This window comes from Psychrobacter sp. AOP7-A1-24 (assembly GCF_052376235.1).
Taxonomy (GTDB): Bacteria; Pseudomonadota; Gammaproteobacteria; order Pseudomonadales; family Moraxellaceae; genus Psychrobacter.
In genome coordinates, this window is sequence record NZ_JBQSVM010000007.1 from 68204 (window position 1) to 91486 (window position 23283).

The 23283-nt window shown below is 42.5% G+C and carries 17 protein-coding genes; 11 read left to right on the top strand and 6 right to left on the bottom strand.

The features are described from left to right. The first annotated feature begins 285 nt into the window (after positions 1-285). The 7 genes from ACT3QQ_RS04185 (at position 286) to ACT3QQ_RS04215 (ending at position 8674) form a co-directional block, all read left to right on the top strand. Positions 286-885 carry a TetR/AcrR family transcriptional regulator gene (locus ACT3QQ_RS04185; RefSeq protein WP_444527037.1) on the top strand — a complete coding sequence of 200 codons (600 nt, stop codon included), beginning with the start codon at positions 286-288 and terminating at the stop codon, positions 883-885. A 359-nt stretch (positions 886-1244) separates the two neighbouring features. Further along, positions 1245-2456, top strand: coding sequence for an iron-containing alcohol dehydrogenase (locus ACT3QQ_RS04190; protein WP_444527038.1), 1212 nt, complete (start codon positions 1245-1247; stop codon positions 2454-2456). Between the two features lie 168 nt (positions 2457-2624). Further along, positions 2625-3674, top strand: coding sequence for an NADP-dependent oxidoreductase (locus ACT3QQ_RS04195; RefSeq protein ID WP_444527039.1), 1050 nt, complete (start codon positions 2625-2627; stop codon positions 3672-3674). A gap of 255 nt (positions 3675-3929) precedes the next feature. Next, positions 3930-4607 carry a type 1 glutamine amidotransferase domain-containing protein gene (locus tag ACT3QQ_RS04200; RefSeq protein ID WP_444527040.1) on the top strand — a complete coding sequence of 226 codons (678 nt, stop codon included), beginning with the start codon at positions 3930-3932 and terminating at the stop codon, positions 4605-4607. Positions 4608-4637: 30 nt separating this feature from the next. Next, complete coding sequence (locus ACT3QQ_RS04205) at positions 4638-5267, top strand: glutathione S-transferase family protein (RefSeq protein ID WP_444527041.1); 630 nt, start codon at positions 4638-4640, stop codon at positions 5265-5267. A gap of 370 nt (positions 5268-5637) precedes the next feature. Continuing rightward, positions 5638-7326: an MFS transporter gene (locus ACT3QQ_RS04210; protein WP_444527042.1), complete on the top strand. Its 1689-nt coding sequence runs from the start codon at positions 5638-5640 to the stop codon at positions 7324-7326. Between the two features lie 85 nt (positions 7327-7411). Beyond that, complete coding sequence (locus ACT3QQ_RS04215; RefSeq protein ID WP_444527043.1) at positions 7412-8674, top strand: HlyD family secretion protein; 1263 nt, start codon at positions 7412-7414, stop codon at positions 8672-8674. A 129-nt stretch (positions 8675-8803) separates the two neighbouring features. Here the strand turns inward: ACT3QQ_RS04215 and pdxH are convergent, their stop codons facing one another. The 5 genes from pdxH to cysS form a co-directional block, all read right to left on the bottom strand. After that, complete coding sequence (gene pdxH, locus ACT3QQ_RS04220; protein WP_444527062.1) at positions 8804-9475, bottom strand: pyridoxamine 5'-phosphate oxidase; 672 nt, start codon at positions 9473-9475, stop codon at positions 8804-8806. Between the two features lie 71 nt (positions 9476-9546). Continuing rightward, the gene (gene glmM / locus ACT3QQ_RS04225) at positions 9547-10914 is read right to left on the bottom strand and encodes a phosphoglucosamine mutase (RefSeq protein ID WP_444527044.1); all 1368 of its coding nucleotides are present in this window, start codon (positions 10912-10914) and stop codon (positions 9547-9549) included. Positions 10915-11127: 213 nt separating this feature from the next. Further along, complete coding sequence (gene guaB / locus ACT3QQ_RS04230) at positions 11128-12600, bottom strand: IMP dehydrogenase (protein ID WP_444527045.1); 1473 nt, start codon at positions 12598-12600, stop codon at positions 11128-11130. A gap of 267 nt (positions 12601-12867) precedes the next feature. Then, a complete protein-coding gene (locus ACT3QQ_RS04235) occupies positions 12868-14862 on the bottom strand; it encodes a mechanosensitive ion channel family protein (RefSeq protein WP_444527046.1) in 1995 nt (664 codons plus the stop codon). Between the two features lie 164 nt (positions 14863-15026). After that, positions 15027-16487 carry a cysteine--tRNA ligase gene (gene cysS / locus ACT3QQ_RS04240; protein ID WP_444527047.1) on the bottom strand — a complete coding sequence of 487 codons (1461 nt, stop codon included), beginning with the start codon at positions 16485-16487 and terminating at the stop codon, positions 15027-15029. Between the two features lie 230 nt (positions 16488-16717). Between cysS and ACT3QQ_RS04245 the strand changes: the two genes are divergently transcribed. Then, positions 16718-17314: a cob(I)yrinic acid a,c-diamide adenosyltransferase gene (locus tag ACT3QQ_RS04245; protein ID WP_444527048.1), complete on the top strand. Its 597-nt coding sequence runs from the start codon at positions 16718-16720 to the stop codon at positions 17312-17314. Positions 17315-17493: 179 nt separating this feature from the next. On the opposite strand, the gene ACT3QQ_RS04250 is transcribed toward ACT3QQ_RS04245, so the two are convergent. Continuing rightward, on the bottom strand, positions 17494-18423 hold the full coding sequence (locus ACT3QQ_RS04250) for a hypothetical protein (RefSeq protein ID WP_444527049.1): 930 nt from the start codon (positions 18421-18423) through the stop codon (positions 17494-17496). A gap of 331 nt (positions 18424-18754) precedes the next feature. Here ACT3QQ_RS04250 and ACT3QQ_RS04255 point away from each other — a divergent pair, with 331 nt between their 5' ends. The 3 genes from ACT3QQ_RS04255 to ACT3QQ_RS04265 all read left to right on the top strand — a co-directional run bounded on the left by ACT3QQ_RS04255 (position 18755) and on the right by ACT3QQ_RS04265 (position 22935). Next, entirely contained in the window at positions 18755-19483 is a 729-nt protein-coding gene (locus ACT3QQ_RS04255; RefSeq protein ID WP_444527050.1) for a glycerophosphodiester phosphodiesterase, read from the top strand. Between the two features lie 471 nt (positions 19484-19954). Next, positions 19955-21133: an acyl-CoA desaturase gene (locus ACT3QQ_RS04260; protein WP_444527063.1), complete on the top strand. Its 1179-nt coding sequence runs from the start codon at positions 19955-19957 to the stop codon at positions 21131-21133. A 335-nt stretch (positions 21134-21468) separates the two neighbouring features. After that, positions 21469-22935: a protein adenylyltransferase SelO gene (locus ACT3QQ_RS04265; RefSeq protein WP_444527051.1), complete on the top strand. Its 1467-nt coding sequence runs from the start codon at positions 21469-21471 to the stop codon at positions 22933-22935. Positions 22936-23283 lie beyond the last annotated feature (348 nt).

A 23283-nucleotide genomic window follows, 5' to 3' on the forward strand; every position in this document is an offset into this window, starting at 1 on the left:
TAACTACAGAGACGCTTGAATCAAAAATGATCTTTAGCAATGAATACTAACGGTAACGGATAACAACAAAACCTACCTTGCTAGACGACTGGTCTAATGCTACCATAGCTTTTAATAAAACAAGACTATTTTGTCAGTGAATATTGTTGATAAAACGTAACATATATAAAAATATCCTATTACAATATGCCGTCAACGTGACGTTCAAATGACCGCTGACCGATTCATCTGACCATTTGATACATATGCTAATACAAGCGACTACCAAAGGAGACAATCCTGTTTATGTCTAATACAGACGCAACTACACCAGATACTAAAGCTCATTTACTAGCCACTGGCTATCAATTAATTGCCAAAAAAGGTTTTACCGCTGTGGGTCTAAAACAGGTTTTAGATACGGCAGGTGTGCCAAAGGGCTCTTTTTACCATTACTTTGCTTCTAAGGAAGCCTTTGGTGAAGCCATCATTAATCATTATTTTAGCTTATATAAGACTCGCCTAGATGTGATCGATGCACAAGATGTCAGTGCGCAGCAGAAGCTATATGATTATTTTCAAAACTGGTATGACACGCAGCAGAACGGCTGCGATCACGAGAAATGTTTGGTGGTGAAGCTCAGCGCAGAGGTAGCCGATATGTCAGAAACCATGCGCAAAGCGCTCGATACTGGCTACCAGCAGACAACCATGTGGCTCGCTAAACAGATCAAGGCTGGTTGGCTCGATGAATCTGTACCTCGCCACGATAACCTTTCAGCAGAGAGTATGGCCAAGCGTTGGTATTTTGCGTGGCTTGGTGCAAGCTTGATTGCAAAGATTAGCCAAACCAATACTCCCTTGGCAGAGATTTGGCAGATGACCACGACTCAAATGGGACGCTAATAGCCAGTCGTTCAAATTTATGACGACTACACTTCTAACGTAAATATTAAGGCACATTGAATACCCATAGATAGCAGTTATTAAAACGCTGCTTAAGTATTCAGTGTGCCTTACCCTTTTCTCTTCTCGAACAATTTCCTCAAAAATATCTATGTGTCACTTGAACAGTTATACGATAGTTTTGTAAATATCACTAGACGACTGGTCTAATTGGTGTACAATGCGCACAAATATTAAGAATGAATGTCTATACGAGCATTGCTCACCATTCATTAATTGGTATCAAACAATATCCCTTTTCAAAAAAACTTAATTGAATCGTTTTTACTAATCAATTTTTATTACTAAATAGGAATCTTATGAACAACTTCCAATACTACAACCCAGTTCGTATCGTTTTTGGTGAAGGTCAAATCGAGCAGTTATCAGATTTAGTCCCTACTGATGCACGTGTCCTTATTACTTATGGTGGTGGTTCAGCTCAGCGTACTGGTACGCTAGACGAGGTAAAAAACGCCTTGTCAGCAAGCGGTAACCGTACCGTGTTTGAATTTGGTGGTATTGAAGCCAACCCAGAATTCACGACGCTACTCAAAGCCGCTGACATGGTCAATGAGCACAACATCGACTTCTTATTAGCAGTTGGTGGTGGTTCTGTGATTGATGGCAGTAAATTCGTTGCTCTAGTTTCTTCATTGACTGAAGAAGATGGGAGCGTCTCACGTGATAAGGCTTGGGATGCCCTAACTGGTTATTGCAAAAACATTGATTCTGCTATCGACTTGGGTGCTGTATTGACTATTCCAGCAACAGGTTCTGAGATGAACTCAGGCGGCGTCATCAACTATAGCGAACGTCAAGCAAAACTACCATTTGGTAACCCACTTGCTTTCCCTAAATTCTCAATTCTAGATCCAGTCAAAACGCTTACTTTGCCTGAACGTCAGGTCATGAATGGTGTAGCTGATGCATTTGTTCATGTAATGGAGCAATATCTGACTTACCCAGTAAATGCAAAAGTCCAAGACGCCTTTGCTGAAAGTTTGCTTAAGATTCTTATCGATGAAGGCTTAGTCGTTAAACAAGATCCAGAAAACCTAGAAACACGTAAAAATATTATGTGGACGGCGACCATGGCATTGAATGGTCTGATCGGTACTGGTGTACCGCAAGACTGGACAACTCACATGGTTGGTCATGAGCTAACATCATTACACGCTATCGATCATGCGCGTACGCTAACGATCTTATTGCCATCAGTGATGCGTGAGCTAAAAGAAAGCAAGAAAGAAAAACTGCTTCAGTATGCACGTAACGTATGGAACATCACCGATGCTGATCTAGACGACGATGCCATCATTGAAACAGCCATTGTTTACACTGAAAATTTCTTCCGCGAGCTTGGCTTGCCAGTTAGCCTAGAAGATGCTGACTTGACGGAATCAGCAATTGATCCAATCATCAAGCAACTTGAAGTGCATAACATGGTCAAGCTTGGTGAACATGGCACCAACGATCTAGAAGTGTCACGTCGTATCTTGCAGCGTGCTGTGACTAGCAAAGCGTCTTAATAAGCGCTATAGCAAGAACTGTCAGAAGAATTATAAGAAAAATCATGACAGTAACAATAAGTACATATCGTTATGATATCTATAGTAGTTACTTAGCCAAGTGCTAAGTAACTACTATACTCAACGTACTATAATAATGACAATTAACAAATATAAAGGAGTCCTACAATGAGCTTCGACAAACAACAGAATCAACAAACAAACCGTCAAATTAAATTGGCTAGCCGTCCTAATGGCGAACCAACTGCTAACAATTTTGACATGGCAACCAGCGATATACCAACGCCAAACGATAACGAGATGCTACTACGCACTGTCTATCTATCACTAGATCCATATATGCGTGGACGTATGAGTGATGCAAAAAGTTATGCAGACCCATTAGAAGTCGGTGACGTCATCATGGGTGGTACCGTGGCGCAAGTGGTCGAGTCAAATATCGATAACTTCGCAGTAGGCGACCTAGTCGTATCAAACTCAGGTTGGCAGGACTACAGCGTCAGTGACGGCGAAGGCGTCCTGAAACTAGACAAAAACATGTCAAACCCTTCTTACGGTTTAGGCGTATTAGGTATGCCAGGGTTCACCGGTTATATGGGTTTGACTGATATCGGTAAACCACAAAAAGGCGAAACCTTAGTCGTAGCAGCAGCAACTGGACCTGTAGGCGCCACTGTCGGTCAAGTGGGCAACCAGTATGGTCTGCGTACTGTTGGTGTGGCAGGCGGCAAAGAGAAATGCGACTTTGCGGTCAATGAACTGGGCTTTGATGTCTGTATCGACCACAAAGCTGATGACTTTGCTGAGCAGTTAAAAGCAGCATGTCCAGATGGTATTGACATCTACTATGAAAACGTTGGCGGCAAAGTATTTGATGCAGTGATGCCATTACTTAACGACCACGCTCGTATTCCAGTATGTGGTCTGGTATCACAGTACAATGCGACTGATTTGCCTGATGGCAAAGATCGCCTAGGTATGCTGATGGGTCTTATCTTAAGTCAGCGCCTAACGGTCAGAGGTTTCATTATTTTTGAAGAGTACGGCGACCACTTCCCAGAGTTCTTAGAAACCATGAGCAAATGGGTAGAGTCAGGTGAAGTAAAAACCAAAGAGCACATTACTAATGGTCTAGATAATGCCCCAAATGCATTTGTCAGCATGTTAAATGGTGATAACTTTGGTAAAACCGTAATCAAAGTATCTGATGTTAAATAGTTACTAGTTACACATTCACTAGTTAAGTAGCCACTAACAATTAACAGTCGTTATGAATAACTACTTAACAACATAAATTGCTAATATTACTACTGAAAGTTGCTCACAAAGCAGGAATAATGCTAACAGTCATTATTTGCATTCAGGCTAATCAAGTAAAAATAGCTAATGATGCAACATAAAACTTATGACTGTTGGCTATTATGATTGCTGTCTGCATAGACACTAACAGATAAATAATAAACAAGGATAATTATGAATATTTTAATGGTACTAACTTCTCATGACCGTTTAGGTGATACTGGTAAGAAAACCGGTTTCTGGCTAGAAGAATTTGCTGCTCCTTACTATGCTTTTCTAGATGCTGGTGTCAATGTAACTCTAGCCTCTCCAGCAGGCGGCCAACCACCACTAGATCCTAGTAGTGACACAGAAGACACGCAAACCAAAGATACGACTCGTTTTAAAGATGATAAAGACGCTCAAGAGCATCTGGCTAATACCAAAAAACTTGCTGACATGAATGCTGAAGATTTTGATTCAGTATTTTATCCTGGTGGTCATGGCCCATTGTGGGACTTGGCAGTAGATAAAGACTCTATCAACCTGATCGAGAGTTTCTTTAAGCAAGATAAGCCTGTTGCTTTTGTTTGTCATTCTCCTGCAGCGCTTAAAAATGTAAAAGTTGACGGCGAGTACTTGGTAAAAGGTAAAAAAGTGACTGGTTTTACTAACTCTGAAGAAGACGCAGTTGGCCTAACAGATGTGGTACCGTTCTTGGTAGAAGATGCACTGAAGGCCAATGGCGGCAACTACGAAAAAGCAGCTGATTGGGAATCATTTGTTGTTGAAGATGGTTTACTGGTCACAGGTCAAAACCCTGCCTCATCAGAAGAAGCTGCTAAGCGTCTAATGGCGAAGCTTAAAGGTTAGTCAAACCCACTACGCAACAAGGTCGATACCATGATTCGCTTACATCATCTTAATCAATCACGCTCATTACGTACGCTATGGCTCTTAGAAGAGCTAGGCGTTGCTTATGAAGTGGTTAGTCATCAGCGCGATGCCAAGACTCATTTGGCACCATATTCTCTAAAGGCTGTACATCCCCTCGGTAAGTCTCCGGTTATCGAAATGGATGGACAGGTTTATGCTGAATCAGGTGCTATCACTGAGCTGTTGATTGAACGATTTGCGCCAGAGCGTCTGCGTCCTGATACAGATAGCTCAGACTATGGCTATTATCTTCAGTGGATTGATTTTGCAGAAAGCTCGCTTATGTTGCCATTAATGCTTGAGTTATTTACTAACAAAGCAGGTATCAATGATAATGAGTTTTTGAACGGTTATATCGAGACAGAAAAAACCAGATTGTTTAAGTATCTGGATACCTCAGTTGAAGGCAAATCGTTTATCGTTGGTGATAAGCTAAGCGGTGCTGACTTTATGCTATCGTTCGACTTGATTATTCTTGCTAAGCGTCAGAAACTTGACGCCTACCCGCATATCAAGCAGTATGCTGAAAAGCTGGCTAGTCTTGGTAGCTATCAGCGTGCGATGCAGCTAGAAGCGAAATATGATGAATCGAACTAGTATTTGGTATTAACTGATACTATGTACCAGTTGATCGAACAATTATTCGATACACAAAAACAGCTCTGTATAGAGCTGTTTTTTATACGTATAGCACTTTTTGCCTGTTGTACCACTCGTCATATTGCATAAGACACTATTATATTTTTATTCAGCAGTGTCAATAAGTTACGCGGTGATGACAAAAGCGCTGTAGAGGTTATGATAAAATGCGCTCTGCATTTCTTGGGCTATCTTTCCAGTTTGACCAGTATTTCCATTAGTAACTTCCTTACTTTCTAAGCTATGAACTTTCATCGTACTGACCTAATTTTGTGTCTGGAATCTGTTCTATGCCATTCTATTTACTTATACAGATTACGGTACGTCCATGAGTAATGAATATCAGTTTAAGCCCCATGAACAACCGATAATGGTGGGCTCTCCTGCCAACCCTGATCATCCTGCACGCCGCAAATTATTTTACTTACTGATTGGCATTTTCGTTGGTCTCACTGCCAGCTTCCAAAACGGTCTACTCGTCGCAAACCTTACTCAGATTCAGGGCCAACTGGGCTTAACGCCAGCTGAAGGTGGTTGGATATCTGTCAGTTACAACATGACCAACGCCTGTATCACCGTTCTGCTATATAAAATTCGCCAACAATTTGGCATGTCACTCTTCAGTAAAGTCACCTTATTCTTTTTATTAGCTGCCACAAGTTTACAGTGGCTGATCAGTAGTCGTCTATTAGACACACCTAATATTAGAATTGAACCCTATTACCTAGAGATTGTTGCAAGGGGACTCAGCGGTATGGTCGCAAGTGGCATGACCATATTAGGGTTATTCTATTGTCTACAAGGTATGCCAACCGTCAAGCGTACTAGTGGTTTGATACTGGGTTTTGGCTTGGTGCAGTTTGGTATTCCATTATCACGGATTATCTCGCCCTACCTCACTATCGATGGTCAGCTTGAAAATTTATTTTTATTTCAACTTGGCTTAGCACTGATTTGTTTTGGGCTGATTAATATATTAGAGCTACCACCAGGCAACACAGAAAAGGTATTTGAGAAACTCGATTTTTTAAGCTTTGCTTTTTTTGCGAGCGGTTTGGCTGCACTGGCGGTTATTTTGGTGCAAGGTAGGGTTTTATGGTGGACAACGCCTTGGCTCGTCTATCCACTGATGATTGCTATCGTTGGGATTAGCATCGCTCTATGGACTGAAACCCACCGAAAAAACCCGATGTTACAAGTCCGCTGGATGCGTAGTCGCAATATTATTGCCTTTATGACTACTGGTGCAGTCATGCGGATTTTGCTATCTGAACAAAATGTTGGTGCTGCAGGTCTACTTGCCAATTTGGGTTACGGCAACGATCAGTTAGTTACTTTTTATGCTGTCATAGTGGCTGCTAGTGTGTTGGCTTTGGTGATTAGTATTTTTAGTACCAATCCGATGGATTTGCGCCGTCCCGTTATTTTTGCAGTGGCACTGATTGCCTTAGGTTCTTGGATGGACGTCGGAGTGTCTATTAATTCCGCTCCTTACATGTTTTATATTAGCCAATTTTTGATTGCATTTGCCGCAGTGTATTTCATGGGACCTTTGGTTTTTGAAGGATTTTTGCGAGCTATTGCCAGTGGCCCTGCTTATATTATTAGTTTTTCGGTTATCTTTGGTATCTCCCAAACGGTTGGTGGATTGGCAGGTGCAGCCGCCATTCAAGCATTTACGACCATTCGTACGCAAGTACATTATGCAGATATGGTCGGCTCATTGAATTTGGGTGACCCTGCATTCAGCGCTCAAATTGCTGGTACTCGTAATGTGTTGTCAAACCAAACGACGGACGTCGCCCAAGCGAATGTGGCTGCAATGAGCCAAGTGTTGCAGGGGATTCAGCGCCAAGCAACTGTCTCCGCTTATAGCGATTTGTTTTTTTTGATGGCCAGTTTTGCGACTTTCGTTACGATCATTTTATTGATCAATTATTTTTATAACCGTTACCACAAGCGCAATCCATTGGCTAAAGAGCTTGCGGTCATTGCAAAAATGCGTGAACAGAAATAACTTAGCTTATTATATTAATAATGTTTCACCCCATTTGTTTATAGCCAGTCCATTTGAATATTTATTGAAAACTTAGGAGTACGTCGTGAGCCAAGAAAAACCAAATGAGCTTAATCAAACACCTCAGACGTCAACTGGCGCTCCAGCAACAGACACACCTATAGCGTTCGCCACAAGTAAAGAAGAGTCTGCTGTAACTTCTTCGGAATCAGCAACTGAGACAACAGAAGGCGATATAAAAAACAGTTCAGACAGCAATGAAACACCGATGCCACCAAAAGAGCCAATACCAGATACTACTCGCTGGTCGCCCAAAAAAAAATCCTATTTGAATTTAGGTTTGTTAGTCATATTGATTGTTATTGGTGTGGCATTGATTTTGTATGCATGGAGGCTTCCACCATTTACCCCAACGGTACAACAAACCAATAATGCTTTTGTCAAAGGTCAGACGACTATCATTAGCCCGCAAGTTTCTGGCTATGTCACCAAAGTAGCGGTGCAAGACTTCGCCAATGTAAAAGCGGGCGACCTACTTATAAAAATAGATGATCGAACCTTTCAGCAGCAGCTTGAACAAGCGCAAGCGAATACAGAGGTGGCAGTCACTAACCGCTCTACTAATGAACAAGACACGCAAACCAGCCAAGCACAAATCGAAGCACGTAGAGCTGATTTATATAGTGCCAAAATCAACGTAGAAAGCGCGCGTGAAGATGTAAATCGCTATCAAGGTTTAGATGCTATGGGTGCAGTATCAAAAGCAGAAGTTGCTCATATCAAGGCGCAATTGGCTCAAGCACGAGCAGGTGTACAGCAAGCAGAAGCCAATTTGCAAGCCGCCCAAGAGAACCGTGAAAAGACTAGCGGTAGTCGCTCATCGCTGGACGCAAATATTAAAAATGCTGAGGCAGGCGTCAAGCAAGCGCAAATCAATCTAGACAATACTATTATCACTGCACCTGAATCTGGCCAGCTAAGCCAAGTCAGTGTCAAAGAAGGTCAGTATGTCAGCGCTGGTACGCAGCTCATGTACATCGTGCCAAAAGGCATTTGGATTATTGCAAACTTTAAGGAAACCCAAATAGCCAATATGGCAGTCGGCGAGCCTGCAACCATCCATGTCGATGCGCTTGGCGGTGCTAAATTTACAGGTCATGTGAGTAATATCTCGCCAGCGACTGGTAGCGAGTTTAGTGCTGCTGCTGCCAACCCTGCGACAGGCAACTACATAAAAATTGCGCAACGTATCCCTGTACGCATCGACCTAGACCAAAACCAGCCTGAACTGGCACGATTACGTCCTGGCATGTCAGTCTCAGTGGATGTCGATACTGATATTGAGTAAAAATTTAAATAAGAAATAATACCCAATAAAGTAAACAGCTAACGTAAAAAAGCCACTCTAGATACCAAAAAAATGGGATTTAGAGCGGCTTTCTAGTTTTGTATCATCTATAACTTCAAACTATAAAAACTATGGTAATAAACGCTTGGTTGTCCAGCTTGTATGGTCTTCATTGCGTTCACTGTCGTCGCTACTACTCTGCGTATATGCAATTCGGTCATGCATCCGATTGGCGCGACCTTGCCAAAACTCAATGCTTTCAACCGTAATCTCATACCCACCCCAGAACTCTGGCGTTGGCACGGTAGCACTGTCAGGATGTGCATTTTGCAGCTGTTCAAACGTTTGCTCCATGACTTCACGATTGGCCACTTCCCCACTTTGCGGTTGACTGACCCAAGCCCCTACTTGGCTATCATGGGGACGTTTTTGAAAGTAAGCAGCTGACTTATCAGGATCAATCTTCGCGATACTACCGCTGATACGAACTTGACGCTCAAGCTCATGCCAAAAGAATAATGCTTCGGCATTAGGATTTTCTGCTATATCCTGCCCTTTTGCACTTTCATAATTGGTATAAAAGATGATACCTGTCTCAGTAATCTCACGTAGCAACACAATGCGGACGCTAGGCTTATTGTCTGCGCCACATGTCGCTAAACTCATTGCATAAGGCTCTTGTACTTTTTGTGCTAATGCCTCATTCATCCAAGCTTTGAAAAGCTCAAATGGTAACGTTGGTACTGACTGTTGGTCAAGCTCACCTTTCTCATATGAGAGGCGTTGGTCGGTAAAATCCATGCTCATGGCAGTTCCTTATTTGAACACTATAATGTTGTTATTGTAAATACCAGTTATTGTCTGAAATCATATTAGCCTAGTACCGACTTGATAAGATCAGCTAAGTCGTTAGCCATAACATCGCACTCTATTTCATCATCTGATTCCACCATCACGCGAATCATAGGCTCTGTGCCTGACTGACGTATCAACAGACGACCTCGACCCTCGAGCGTTGCCTGTGCTTTATCAAAAGCAGCAACCAACTCTTCATGTTTGAATGGATCTTGCATTTGAGATAAGCGCACATTGACTAGCTTTTGCGGTAACACTTCAAAACCTTCAACAAGCTCACTTAGTGCACGTTCTCTAGCTTGCATGACTGCCAGTACTTGCAAACCAGCGATGATAGCGTCCCCCGTGCGACTTTTGTCTAAGCAGAGAATATGACCAGATGGCTCACCGCCCAATATCCAACCATTAGCTTCTAAATCCTGCATCACATAACGGTCACCTACCTTTGCGCGAGCAAACTGAATGTCCGCATCTTTTAGAGCCAGCTCTAACCCCATGTTACTCATGAGCGTACCTACGATGCCTTCGGCTTTGGTTTTACCTTGGGTAGCAAGCACATATAAGATACCATCGCCATCGACTAGCTTACCCGTCTCATCAACCATTACGATACGATCGCCATCACCATCTAGTGCAATACCGACATCTGCTTCATGCTCAAGCACAGCCTTTTGTAAGCTTTCAGGATGAGTAGAGCCACAGTCGGCATTAATATTGATACCGTCCGGCGTGTTATTGATGGCAATAACATTGGCCCCTAGCTCACGCATGACTCTAGGTGCGACGCTATAACCTGCACCATTGGCGCAATCTACCACTACTGTCAGATGACTGAGGTCATACTGATAAGGGAAGCTACCTTTGCAAAATTCAATATAGCGACCTTTTGCGTCATCGATGCGATTGTTTTTACCCAGATGTGCAGGATCAAGAATAGGCATTATAGCAACGTCATTACTAGCATCATTCATAATTGCCGTCAATTTATCGTTGATTGCAGCCTGCATCTCATCACTTATTTTTTTGCCGTCGCCTGAGAAAAACTTGATACCATTATCATAATAAGGATTGTGCGAGGCGGAGATAACCACACCAGCATCTGCATTAAAGCTACGAGTTAAATGCGCAATCGCTGGAGTTGGTAATGGGCCAAGCATATAAACGTCAACACCAGCCGCATTAAAACCTGCTTGTAATGCTCCTTCTATCACATAGCCTGACAAACGCGTATCTTTACCAATCACCACACTTGGCTTACGCGTAGAATTTTCATTTTTTTCTATGAGAACGAGCCCTGTTACATAGCCTAATTTCAAAATAAAGTCAGGTGTGATTGGTAATTCGCCAAATTTACCACGTATCCCATCAGTGCCGAAATAGCTCATTATGTGCTCCTCAAGTCAAAAAAAATAAAAGGCCAAACGTATACGCAGGCAATACTGTTGTTATAATAATCTGCTTCTGTATTCTACAAAAAAAACAGCCAACAATAACAGAGCATTGTTGGCTGTTTGTATCTTAAGCTCGCTGCAGCCTTACGTCTCAGCTAACACAAATAAGATGCAAATCTATAAAAGAAAGGTATTTCACTAAACGATCTAGTTTACTCGATAGTTTGGTGCTTCTTTAGTGATTTGCACATCATGGACGTGAGATTCTTTCATACCTGCTGAAGTTACTTTGATAAACTGTGGCTTAGTACGCATGTCTTCGATAGTTGCAGAACCTGTATAACCCATTGATGAACGTAATCCACCAACCAACTGATTAACGATACCAGCAACTGGGCCTTTATAAGGTACACGACCTTCGATACCTTCTGGCACTAGCTTCTCTACGCCGTCTTTTGCATCTTGGAAGTAGCGATCTGAAGAACCATTTGATCCTGACATCGCACCCAAGCTACCCATACCGCGATAAGCTTTATAGTAGCGACCTTGGAACAGTTCAACTTCACCTGGCGCTTCTTCAGTACCAGCCATGAGTGAACCAACCATGATACATGATGCACCAGCAGCAATTGCTTTTGCCATATCACCTGAGAAACGAATACCACCATCAGCAATCAATGGAATACTGTCTTTCAAAGCGCTAGCGACATTATCAATTGCTGAGATTTGTGGTACACCGATACCTGCGATAATACGAGTGGTACAGATAGAACCAGGGCCGATACCAACTTTTACTGCATCAGCACCTGCATCACGTAAAGCAATTGCAGCCTCACCTGTTGCAATGTTACCACCGATTACTTGTACGTGCGGGTAGTTCTCTTTAATCCAAGAAACTTTGTCAATCACGCCTTTTGAGTGACCGTGTGCCGTATCAACGACGATAACGTCAACGTCAGCAGCAATCAATGCTTCAACGCGTGCTTGTGTGTCTGCGCCAGTACCTACAGCAGCACCAACACGCAAACGACCTTGCTCATCTTTACAAGCATTTGGATTGTTTTCAGCTTTGGCAAAGTCATTAACCGTAATCAAACCACGCAGACGGAAATTGTCATCAATAACGATAACTTTTTCGATGCGGTGCTCATGCAGCAATCTTTTGATGTTCTCGTTGCTTTCACCTTCGTGTACAGTGACTAGCTGCTCTTTTGGCGTCATAATCTGACTAACTGGCAACGACAGATTGGTTTCAAAGCGCCAATCTCTATGAGTAACAATACCCACAACATTATCTGTGCCTTTTTCGACCACAGGCACACCTGAGATATTGTTGTCTTGCGTCAAACGCAGCAACTCACCAATCGTCATCTCTGGATGTACAGTGATAGGATCAACTACAGTACCCGCTTCAAACTTTTTGACGCGGCGTACTTGTGTGGCCTGCTTTTCGATGTCCATGCTCTTATGCAAAATACCCATGCCACCAAGCTGTGCCATAGTAATAGCCATTTCAGACTCAGTCACAGTATCCATCGCCGCAGAGATTAGCGGAAGATTAAGTGTGATGTTTTTAGTCAAACGAGTAGACAGATCAGCAGTTTTTGGCAGAACTTCAGAATAGGCTGGTAATAATAAAACGTCATCAAAGGTTAAGGCTTCATCGACAATTCGCAACATACAGACCCCTAGTGGTGGTTATTTTGATGGGTAGGAGCTCAGGGTAAAACGGATTAATCATTACAACTGCATCCACAGTGCTGACTTATCGCTACCACTCAGTTATCCTATAAAAATAACGCCACATTATAACAAATAAGCGCCTCGCTGACACACTATATTTGTCAGATTATTTTTCACAAATCAGTCTTTATCGATAGCCGTCCTATCTCAAACCATAAATAACTCAGTTTTGAAGCTTGCAAAGCACATAGTTGTTTCTGACTTCTATTCACCTTTCGTCAAAGTAAAACGCTCGGTGGGCAAATATTTGTTTTGCTGCGTATACAGATAACCAAGCATTTGCTCTCGTATTTCACAGGCCAGCGTCCATGCCTCTATAGGCCCAATTGATGAAACAGCACCGCGTAGTTGAATGGTATTTTCAGTCACATCAACCACATACATTTCAGGTTCTGTTTTGTTATCCCAAAGCTCATTCTCTTTAACCATCGATGTAAACTTCTCTCGAATAGCGTCAATATCTGCACCATAATCAATATACAAAAATACAGGACAGGTTTGATGTACTTCTGTATGCGACCAGTTTTCGACCTTTTCAGTAATCAGTTCGCGCATCGGCACGATTAATCGACGTTCATCCCATGTTTTTAAAACAGCGTAAGTGTAACGCAGGTCTTCAACCGTACTAAAATTGCCATCCATTATCACGCTATCGCCAATCCGCACTGGCTGCGTCACTGCCACCTGTACCCCAGCGATGATGTTGCCCAATATTGGCTGGGCAGCGATACCTATCACCACACCAGCAATACCAGCTGAGGTCAATAAGGTCTTGCCCAGACCTTCCATGTTGGCAAACTCACTAAGGCCTATCCAAAAACTTCCCAAAATCATTACAAAGATAAAAACCCGGCGAAATATCGATACGTAAGTACGGCGACGGCGCTCTTTATCAAAATGCTCTGCAGCCAAATTCTCAATCTGCATGTCTTGATAGCGATTAGCAAAAAAGTTAATAATGCGAATACCTAACCACATGGTACTAAATACCAACCCAATCCAGATAAGTGGACGAGTAGATGAGGCGACGGCATCTAAATAAGGAAAACCGCCTGAAACCAGAGCAAATACAAGTGAGAAACTGATTGTAAAGGTCAATGGCACCGTTAGCTTACTGATCAAATCTGCAACGCCATTAGTGCTACCAACATACATACTATATTTTTCATCATCGACATAATGGTTGATGATTTTTTCAGTACCTTTACTGAGTAGCCAGCCCACACCCATGGTCAGCAAGAAAAATACGATAAGCGCTGAGAATTCCCATAGCGCAATCCCGAAAATATCTAGCTTTAACCAAGTGGGCAAATAACGTTCGAACTCAGCTGGGTGATACTGCTCATAGAGATTATCAATATTGCCTACTGTCTGCGCCGAAAACACCCATATAGGAGCGCCTTCCCCTACTCGTACTCGCTGCAAATAAATAGGAACGCGGCGCTCTCGATAATCGATAGAGCCGAGTTGGATAGATCGTCTGGCGATACCCATTACACTACTGTTATTACCAAGTGGTGGTTCAATCAAGCCATCAGGACGATCTGGCATATCGTCGAATACATACAACTCTCTTTCAGATAGTAAAAAATCCAAACGCTTTGTGAGATCAAGCGCACGGCTGCGCTGGCTTTTCTCATCAATCAAGTTCATGTTTAGCGCATAAGCCGCCAAATCATACTGCTGCTTCATTAATGCTGACTGAAAAAACTCTAAGGCTGCAAGCGGCGTTTCTAAGTTAGGTGGCTCTGATAAAGGCGGCAATCCAGCATTCAGTTTATCAACTATATAGTAGCTCTCGCTGTATTCTCCGGTCAGTGCCGTATCGCCTTGTAGTCTACCTGCCTGCTCTACTACGTTACGCTCAGTAGGATCAAATACCTCTTCAGTAATACCAGAAATGCTGATATTTTCATCTTTAATCGTATTGACTTGCTGAGCCGCATATTCAGCAAAGTTATCGGGCTTACTAGGCGTTTGTTTTTCTGGCTCATTCGCACTCTCTCCACTCTCACCATTTGCTGCACTGGCCGCATTAGCAGGTGCGTAGACCATACTCATAGTCACAATAAGAAAACCCATTACTACTTGTAGCATTTGACTTTTAAAACGATTTTTCTTTATATTTAATCGATGATTATCATCTGAGCGCACAATGGCACAATGATTGTCCATAAGGTTGTCTTTAAGAGTGTTCATGTTTTCAAAACCATCAGTCTACAAGAGGAAAGTACAAAAAATATAACTACACTGCTTTAACCTAATTCAGTAAACAAAAAAAAGCCAGCCTGAAGCTGACTTAATTTATTATGAGATTTGTAGCCGTCATACCTATAATCGATAAATAGTCGATAAAAATTATCTTAAGCGCGGCGCCATGTTGTGCCAGCACGGCTGTCTTCTAACTCAATGCCAGCAGCTTTTAGTTGCTCACGTATTTCATCAGCACGGGCAAAGTTTTTATTGGCTTTCGCATCTCCACGTTCAATGATTAAATTATCAATAACGGCATCCGTCAGACCGTCTTCTGTTTGCTCACCCACTACTGCTTGCAAAAACTGCTGCACTGGCTGCTGTAAAATGTTTAATACCTGCGCTAATGCTTTTAGCTGCTGTGCCAATTGCCATGCGGTATCGACGTCTTCTGCTTTAATCGCTTTATTGATATCACGAGCCAATCCAAATAGTACGCTGATAGCCGTCGAGCTATTGAAGTCATCATTCATTGCTTTAATGAAGTCTTGTCCAGCTGTACTGTTGTAAGCTTCAACCACTAAGTCTTCATCAATTACGATTGACTGTCCTTTTTGCTGCTCAGCCAATTTCAACGCATTGTATAATCTACTTAAGCTATTATGCGCTTCATCTAACGCACTGTCAGAGAAATTGACTTGACTGCGATAATGGCTCGACAATAAGAAGAAACGCACTGTCTCAGGCAAATACTTTGCCATGACATCGCGAATGGTAAAAAAGTTACCCAATGACTTAGACATTTTTTCGCCATCGACATTGATAAAACCAACATGCATCCAGTTGCGTGCATACTCACAACCAGTCGCCGCTTCAGACTGCGCGATTTCGTTTTCATGATGCGGGAACTGTAAGTCATGACCACCGCCATGAATATCAAAGGTACTACCTAAGCACTTAGTCGACATCGCTGAGCATTCAATATGCCAACCTGGTCGCCCTTGCCCCCATGGAGATGCCCACTGCGGCTCATCAGGTTTTGCGGCTTTCCATAGTACAAAGTCAAATGGGTTGCGCTTATCATTCTCGACCTCAACTCGCGAGCCTGCCTGCATATCGTCTAGATTGCGCTTAGATAGTTTTCCATAACCGTCAAAGCTATCAACAGCATAGTAAACATCACCGTTGTCGCCTGCGTACGCATAGTTGCCAGTGACTAACGTCTCAATCATGTCCTGCATGTCGTCGATATGGTCAGTTGCGCGTGGCTCAGCATTTGGCATCTCGCAACCAAGCGCAGTCGCGTCTTCATGCATCGCTTCAATAAAGCGCTGCGTCAATGTAGCAATCTCTTCACCATTTTCAGTGGCACGAGCAATGATCTTATCATCAATATCAGTGATATTACGTACGTAGTTCACGTCATAACCCAAGCGTGCCAACCAACGATTGGCCATATCAAAGCCGACCATTACTCGCGCATGACCAATATGACAATAGTCATAAACGGTCATGCCGCACACATACATACCAACCTGCCCTGCTTTGAGTGGTACAAATTGACGCTTGCTGCCAGTCAATGAATCATAAATGGCAAGTTGTGACATCGCATCTGCAAGTGGTGTGGTCATAGTAAAAAAGCCTTGTAACGTAAATAAAATAGAAAAATGTGAAAACTCAGTCGCCGTGTATGAATACGCCATACCGAAGACTGTGACTATAAATCAAAAAATAAAGAATTCAGACTAGAAATATCGTGATATAAAACGTAACCCATTATCTTAGCGAAAACAGGCATAAAATACTACAATGAGCGTGCAACTAACGCTATTCAATCATAAAAAACGTTGAGGATGTAAAGATGGGCAATCGTTTGAGTAAGATATACACACGTACTGGAGATGACGGTAGCACTGGTATGGCTGATGGCAGCCGCCTTAGTAAAGCGGACAATCTATTTAGTGTCATGGGTGACGTCGATGAGCTCAACTCACACATTGGCCTAGTACGCGCGCAATTAAAGCATAATAAAGGGCAATCTATAGATAAAGAGTTTTCTGAAGCCTTGGTCATCATTCAACACTTGCTATTCAATATAGGCGGCGAGCTTGCCATGCCAGAGTATGAAGGAGTTAATACCACTCATATTGAATGGTTAGAGCAGCAAATAGATATGATGAACACTGCATTGCCGCCGCTAAAAGACTTTATTTTGCCGACAGGTTCTATACTAGTGAGTCAATTACACGTAGCCCGTAGTGTGTGTCGCCGTGCTGAACGCCAAGCCGTATCATTGAAACAACAACGTCCAGACGCGATTCGTCATACAGCAGTGAGCTTTATTAATCGCTTATCTGATTGGTTGTTTGTCGCTGCACGTTTTTGTACGGATCCAGAAAAAGTCTCTGAAGTGTTATGGGACAGTCAAGCATTGAAAACGTTCACTGACAATCAATAACATCCTTGATTCGTTATAGTTTTTAACCAAACAAACTAAATATAGTCAATTCACTATGTTTATTATTAATCAGTATAAACGTACAAAAAAAACCTGCAACATTACTGTTGCAGGTTTTTTTATTCAACGATAGTAATTAGTTCTACTAGTTAATTGCTATTGCTTATCACAATGACAAATTAATAAGTAGCACTCTCATCTTCAATGATAACCATATCGATAGTTTCATCTTTAGGTACTACTTTTGGTGTGGCAGGCTTGCTAGGCTCAGCTGCTGCTTGGTTATTTTCAGACGAACTGCTCTGATTTTCAGCAGGCTTATTGATAGTTGGCGGCGGCGTAGGTTCAATCGGACGAATCGGCTCAACTGGCGTTACAGTTCTTGGCTGACGGGTTGGTGCTGTTTGAGTATTATCATTGTTCTGTTGTGCTGCGCGGCGCTCAGCAGCACGCTGTTCATCCATTGCAGCCTTAAATACAGAACCTGCCATCACGTCTGCAACGACAGTAAGCAAAGCAGGTTGACCCGCAATGCGCGTACGCACTTGACCGCCTTGAGTTCCAACGATGTACGTGAAAGCGTCATCAACAAGCATGTTGTTATTGATGCGAATGTTGTCTTGCGCTAGACGCGATTGTAAGCTTGGCTGGTTATTTGCGGCTTGTACCTGACTGGCTTGATACAAATCTTCGCTTGGTAACGTCATACTAATACTGGCTTGACAGGTGGTCATACCGTTGTCATTGGCTTGTTGTAAGATAGCAGCGTTTTGGATGTCGATGACAACGCCATCTATTTTTTCGCTGACCACACCATTTGCTAAACTGATTTCAGCATCATTTGCATAGTTGGCAGCCAATGACTGTGCTTGTTGATTGAGCGTGTTTTTTAGAGCTGACTTGAGACGATCTTGTACCATAGGGTCATCACAAGTAACTGCAGGCGAAACGCTATTTTCAGCATCGACAGTCTCTTGTTCTGTTAGCTCTGCCTGCTCAGTAGTATCTTCTTTATCTGAGCGGTCACAGCCTGCAAGCGCCAAACCACATACCAACCCAATCCCAGCGACTTTATGCCACTTGCTCAAACTTATACTTGCTACGCTCATACTAACTCTACTCCCAATTTACAGGTTCTTACCGCCACTAACTGACAATGTTCAATATTTAAATCGCAACGCTAGCTGCTATAGACATAAAAACCACATCATTATACGGTGTTTACATCAAATGGCCATTATTGTAGCCCATGCACACACAAATAGAGCCCCTCATTGTGGAAAAAACCTGCGTTTGGTTGCAAAAACATAACAAACATTGGTAGGTTTGGTTCTAAATGGTCATATTTAAAAAATTACAAATTGCTTTACAGTTTTCATTAGACGTTACTAATATGACTCTATATTATTGGGCATAAAAAAACATCAGTAGATGGTGCATATGATAAATTTTAGAGATACGTTGTTACTGGGTCACCGAGGTGCGCGCGGTGAGGCATTAGAAAACACTTTTTCAGGCTTTCAGCATTCTCAAAACCTTAAGAAAAAAGGCTTGGCAGGCGTAGAGTTTGATATACAGCTAAATGCGGACGGTCACTTAATCGTATTTCATGACGACGATCTAGAGCGGATGTGCGGTCGACAATCGCGTCTTGATCAGTTAAAACTGACAGAAATTCAATGCCAGTTGCAGTTTGGTCAACCTATCATGACGCTCGCAAGCATTGCGCCTGCGCTCAGTGGATTTAATGTTATTGAGCTTGAGATTAAAACGCATAGCCGTACCAATTATGCAATACTGATCAGAGCACTTCAGCAGGCATTCATTGATACACCTCTCACTAGACTACCCGTTGTATTAACGAGCTTCGATGTAGAGCTACATAACCGCTTACAACGTCACAGACTACTATCTCGTATGCCTCGTGGGCTGCTTATTCGAACTCCACAAGCATTAGCAAACGCTACTAATACAGCGTTGCAACTTGGCTGTATTCAGTTGGGTATCTATCATCCTCTTTTAACACAAGCCGTTATCAAACATAGTCATCGTTATGGATTACCAGTAAGTGCTTGGACGGTTAATGATATTCCTACCATTAAGCAGCTTATAAAATGGGAGACCGACGTTATCATTACAGATTTTCCCAGCCATTTGCTTTTGCCTTGAGCCATCTATCCGTAGTTTTTTGATATTTAATCGTTTTTTCGATAACCCTACTCTTTCCTACATATTTATTTTCTTTGTTACACTTTTCCTTCATGCCTGATAAGTCACTCGTATTTTTGACCGATACATTCTATAATCCATACAAGTTATTGTTATTTAGCAATATTTTTATAGTGTATAAGTGTTCACTTTATACGCTTTTTAAGGTACTATGGAGACTTAAATTAATACCGTTAGGGATATTATATGATTGCAAAAAAAGCACTTGGCTTACCGCTTAAAGGCTTACGTTTCGCTATCAAATCTGGCGACACAATCGTGAAGACTGTCAGCACTCAAGTAACGCGTTTTAAGACTCGTTTTGATGAGAAAAAAGCGCAAATGGCTCTTGATGAGCAGCCTGTTGCAAAACGCAATTATGCTAAAGCTTCTGAGCAAGCAGATCTTTCTACGAAAGAGCAAAGCATTGATATGCGTGAGTTTGAGTTTACCAAAGCACCGATTAACTGGATTCCAGCGACTATTTTGGTAGCGACACCAATTGCTGCTGCTATCATTACACCATGGTACTTATTCACTCATGAAGTAAGCGCACCCGTATGGGGCGTATTTGGTGCCTTTATGGTATGGACTGGTATGAGCATTACAGCAGGCTATCATCGCTTGCTTGCACACCGTGCGTACAAAACTCATCCAATCGTAAGAAATTTTTTGTTGTTAGGTTCTACCTTAGCGGTACAGGGCTCTGCGTTTGACTGGGTTTCAGGCCACCGTGTCCATCATCGTCATGTAGATGATCGTTTGGATGATCCGTATTCAGCGAAACGCGGATTTTGGTTCAGTCATATTGGTTGGATGCTACGTAACTACCCTAGCGGCAAGTTCGATTACAAAAATATTCCCGACTTGACTAAAGATAGAGTCTTACAGATTCAGCACAAGTACTATGGCCTGTGGGTCGTTGCTATGAACGTTGGTATGGTTGCCGCTATTGGTTGGTTGATTGGTGATATCTGGGGCACATTAGTTATTGCAGGCTTGTTGCGCTTAGTACTGACGCATCATTTTACGTTCTTTATCAATTCATTATGCCATATGCTTGGTACTCGCCCTTATACTGATACCAATACGGCCCGTGACAACTTCTTTTTGGCTATCTTTACATGGGGTGAGGGTTATCATAACTACCATCACTTCTTCCAATACGATTATCGTAACGGTGTAAAATGGTGGCAATATGATCCAACCAAATGGTTGATTGCTGGTCTATCAAAAATTGGTCTGGCTTCTGAGCTGCGTACAGTGGATGATACAACTATCAAACATGCAGAAGTACAAATGCAGTTTAAGAAAGCTCAGCAGCAAATCGATACAGCAACAGTAGGTGGCATTGATATTCCTCATGCAATGAAGAGCTTCCAAGATCGTATTAAGTTTGAATATGATGCTTTTACACAAACTGTTGAAGAATGGCAGGCGCTTAAAGCCAAAACTATCGAGCTTAAAAAGACAGAGTTTGCCGATCGTTTGCATGAAGCTGATGACAAGCTAAAGCACGACTATGCCAAGATTGAGCAAAAAATTCTTGAGCATAACAGCAACTTAAAGACTGCTTTCCGTTCTATTGGCGCAAGTGAAAAAGCTGCTTAATCAATCTTTGATTCACTTTATAATTTTGAAGCTTCTCCATCCCCTTATCTGTCCTAGGTAGGGGGATTTTTTTGCTCATAATTTCTCGCTTGTGTCATTACGGCGACTTCTAATGACTTTATTATTATAGTAAATGATATAAATATATAGAACAATGCATTGTCATCTCTAATCTAAGAACCGTGGCAATCTGGTCTTTCAAATTCAACCTGTCAGAGACCGATAACTCCATTTTTAGTCAGATATTACAAGAGATGGACAGAGTGCAACGATGCCATATGAGAGCTGTGCTATAGTGACATTCTCACTTCTATATTTTAATGGAAACGGCCTGTATGCGTTATCAGAACACTTATGTCAACCTAGACACACGCCTTTATCATGAGCAGCCACCTACGCCACTGGACAACCCTCGTGCTGGTCACTTCAATACTCAAGTTGCTCAGCAATTAGGCTGGGCAAATGATGATGAGTTGATGACTAATTGGGTTGAGATATTAGGTGGTCAATACGTGCCAACTGACTTTAAACCGCTATCGATGGCCTATGCTGGTCACCAATTTGGACAATGGGCTGGGCAGTTAGGCGACGGTCGCGGTCTACTGATGGCACAAGTACTCGACAACGATGGACAGCCACAAGACTTGCATCTCAAAGGCGCTGGCTTGACGCCCTACTCACGCATGGGTGATGGGCGCGCAGTCTTACGTAGTACCATTCGCGAGTACTTGTGCGGTCATGCATTGACTCAGCTTGGCATCCCCTCATCTAACGCTTTGGGGTTTGTGGTATCTGATACGAGAGTGCGCCGTGAGCGTATTGAAGCAGGTGCAGCGTTAATGCGTGTGGCGGACAGTCATATTCGTCTCGGTCATGTGGAGTGGATTGCTAGCTTTGCACCTGATTTACTCAGTGAATTTACCGATTATATGATTGATACCTATTATCCAGAGTGTCGCGATAATGAGCAACCTGTAGCAGCGTTTTTGACGGCAGTGGTTGAGCGTACCGCCCGCATGATTGCTGATTGGCAATTGATTGGCTTTGCCCATGGTGTGATGAATACAGACAATCTATCTATCACCGGCAGTACGTTGGATTTCGGTCCGTTTGGCTTTATGGAGCGATTCAATCCTGCATGGATTAATAACCACTCTGACCACACTGGTCGCTATGCCTATCAAAACCAGCCTGCTATTGGACATTGGAATCTAAATGTTTGGCTGCCACACTTTATGCGCCTGGAAGGCGTTACTCGTGAGACGCTCGCTAACTGCCTAGCGCCTTATGAAGCAACCTTCATGCAGTACTATCAACAAGGTCTGTGCCGTAAGCTTGGCCTACCGCATCAAAAAGAGAGCCTCAGCTTAGCCTTTGAATGGTTGACGCTATTAGAAGATAACTTGCTCGACTATACCAATAGCTTCCGCGCCCTACTCGGTTTGGTCGCACCAGCAGATCATCCTTATGAGCAAAAGCTACTGACTACCATGACCACTGAATTAAACAGTGATGCACAGCAAGTATGGCAAGACTGGTCAACACGTTATCTTGCCAGCACCGAGCAACTGCCACTTGAGCAAGTAATCAGTGACATGAAGACCAGCAATCTTGTCTATATCCTACGTAATAGTATGGCGCAACGTGCAATTACTGCCGCAGAGCAAGATCAGTTTGAAGAAGTTGATCGAGTGTTTCGCTTACTAGCCAATCCTTATAACGTACAAGATATCGCAGTCGACTTAGATACTAATGCGCCTGCAGCTGATACACCGCAGATGCCTATTAGCTGCTCGTCTTAGCACCTTTCAACTCTGTAATATTTTGAAACATTATGAAATTAAGGTTGATATCTGACCGCATTATTTGGCATTATCAACGAGATAAATAACGAATATCATTTTATTATATTATTCGCATAATTCACTGTTGTTGACTAGGCAGTGAATTATCAATAGTGCTAGAATGAATATTTTAGCCAGTTTGCTTTTTTGACTTGATCTTCGATCGCCGACCATGATTCTGGTGGTCGTGAGTCGTTTAACGTCTTTGTACCTTTTAATTGTTATCATTCAATGATTTTTGGAGGGTTAGACGTTATTTTTTATCACCATTTAATTTATTCCAATTTATTCCAACCATGGCAATTA

Bases quoted from the DNA above. Each gene is read 5' to 3' on its own strand.
- ACT3QQ_RS04185 (WP_444527037.1), top strand. From the start codon at position 286: ATGTCTAATACAGACGCAACTACACCAGATACTAAAGCTCATTTACTA.
- ACT3QQ_RS04190 (WP_444527038.1), top strand. From the start codon at position 1,245: ATGAACAACTTCCAATACTACAACCCAGTTCGTATCGTTTTTGGTGAA.
- ACT3QQ_RS04195 (WP_444527039.1), top strand. From the start codon at position 2,625: ATGAGCTTCGACAAACAACAGAATCAACAAACAAACCGTCAAATTAAA.
- ACT3QQ_RS04200 (WP_444527040.1), top strand. From the start codon at position 3,930: ATGAATATTTTAATGGTACTAACTTCTCATGACCGTTTAGGTGATACT.
- ACT3QQ_RS04205 (WP_444527041.1), top strand. From the start codon at position 4,638: ATGATTCGCTTACATCATCTTAATCAATCACGCTCATTACGTACGCTA.
- ACT3QQ_RS04210 (WP_444527042.1), top strand. From the start codon at position 5,638: ATGAGTAATGAATATCAGTTTAAGCCCCATGAACAACCGATAATGGTG.
- pdxH (WP_444527062.1), bottom strand. From the start codon at position 9,475: ATGGATTTTACCGACCAACGCCTCTCATATGAGAAAGGTGAGCTTGAC.
- glmM (WP_444527044.1), bottom strand. From the start codon at position 10,914: ATGAGCTATTTCGGCACTGATGGGATACGTGGTAAATTTGGCGAATTA.
- guaB (WP_444527045.1), bottom strand. From the start codon at position 12,600: ATGTTGCGAATTGTCGATGAAGCCTTAACCTTTGATGACGTTTTATTA.
- ACT3QQ_RS04235 (WP_444527046.1), bottom strand. From the start codon at position 14,862: ATGAACACTCTTAAAGACAACCTTATGGACAATCATTGTGCCATTGTG.
- cysS (WP_444527047.1), bottom strand. From the start codon at position 16,487: ATGACCACACCACTTGCAGATGCGATGTCACAACTTGCCATTTATGAT.
- ACT3QQ_RS04245 (WP_444527048.1), top strand. From the start codon at position 16,718: ATGGGCAATCGTTTGAGTAAGATATACACACGTACTGGAGATGACGGT.
- ACT3QQ_RS04250 (WP_444527049.1), bottom strand. From the start codon at position 18,423: ATGAGCGTAGCAAGTATAAGTTTGAGCAAGTGGCATAAAGTCGCTGGG.
- ACT3QQ_RS04255 (WP_444527050.1), top strand. From the start codon at position 18,755: ATGATAAATTTTAGAGATACGTTGTTACTGGGTCACCGAGGTGCGCGC.
- ACT3QQ_RS04260 (WP_444527063.1), top strand. From the start codon at position 19,955: ATGCGTGAGTTTGAGTTTACCAAAGCACCGATTAACTGGATTCCAGCG.
- ACT3QQ_RS04265 (WP_444527051.1), top strand. From the start codon at position 21,469: ATGCGTTATCAGAACACTTATGTCAACCTAGACACACGCCTTTATCAT.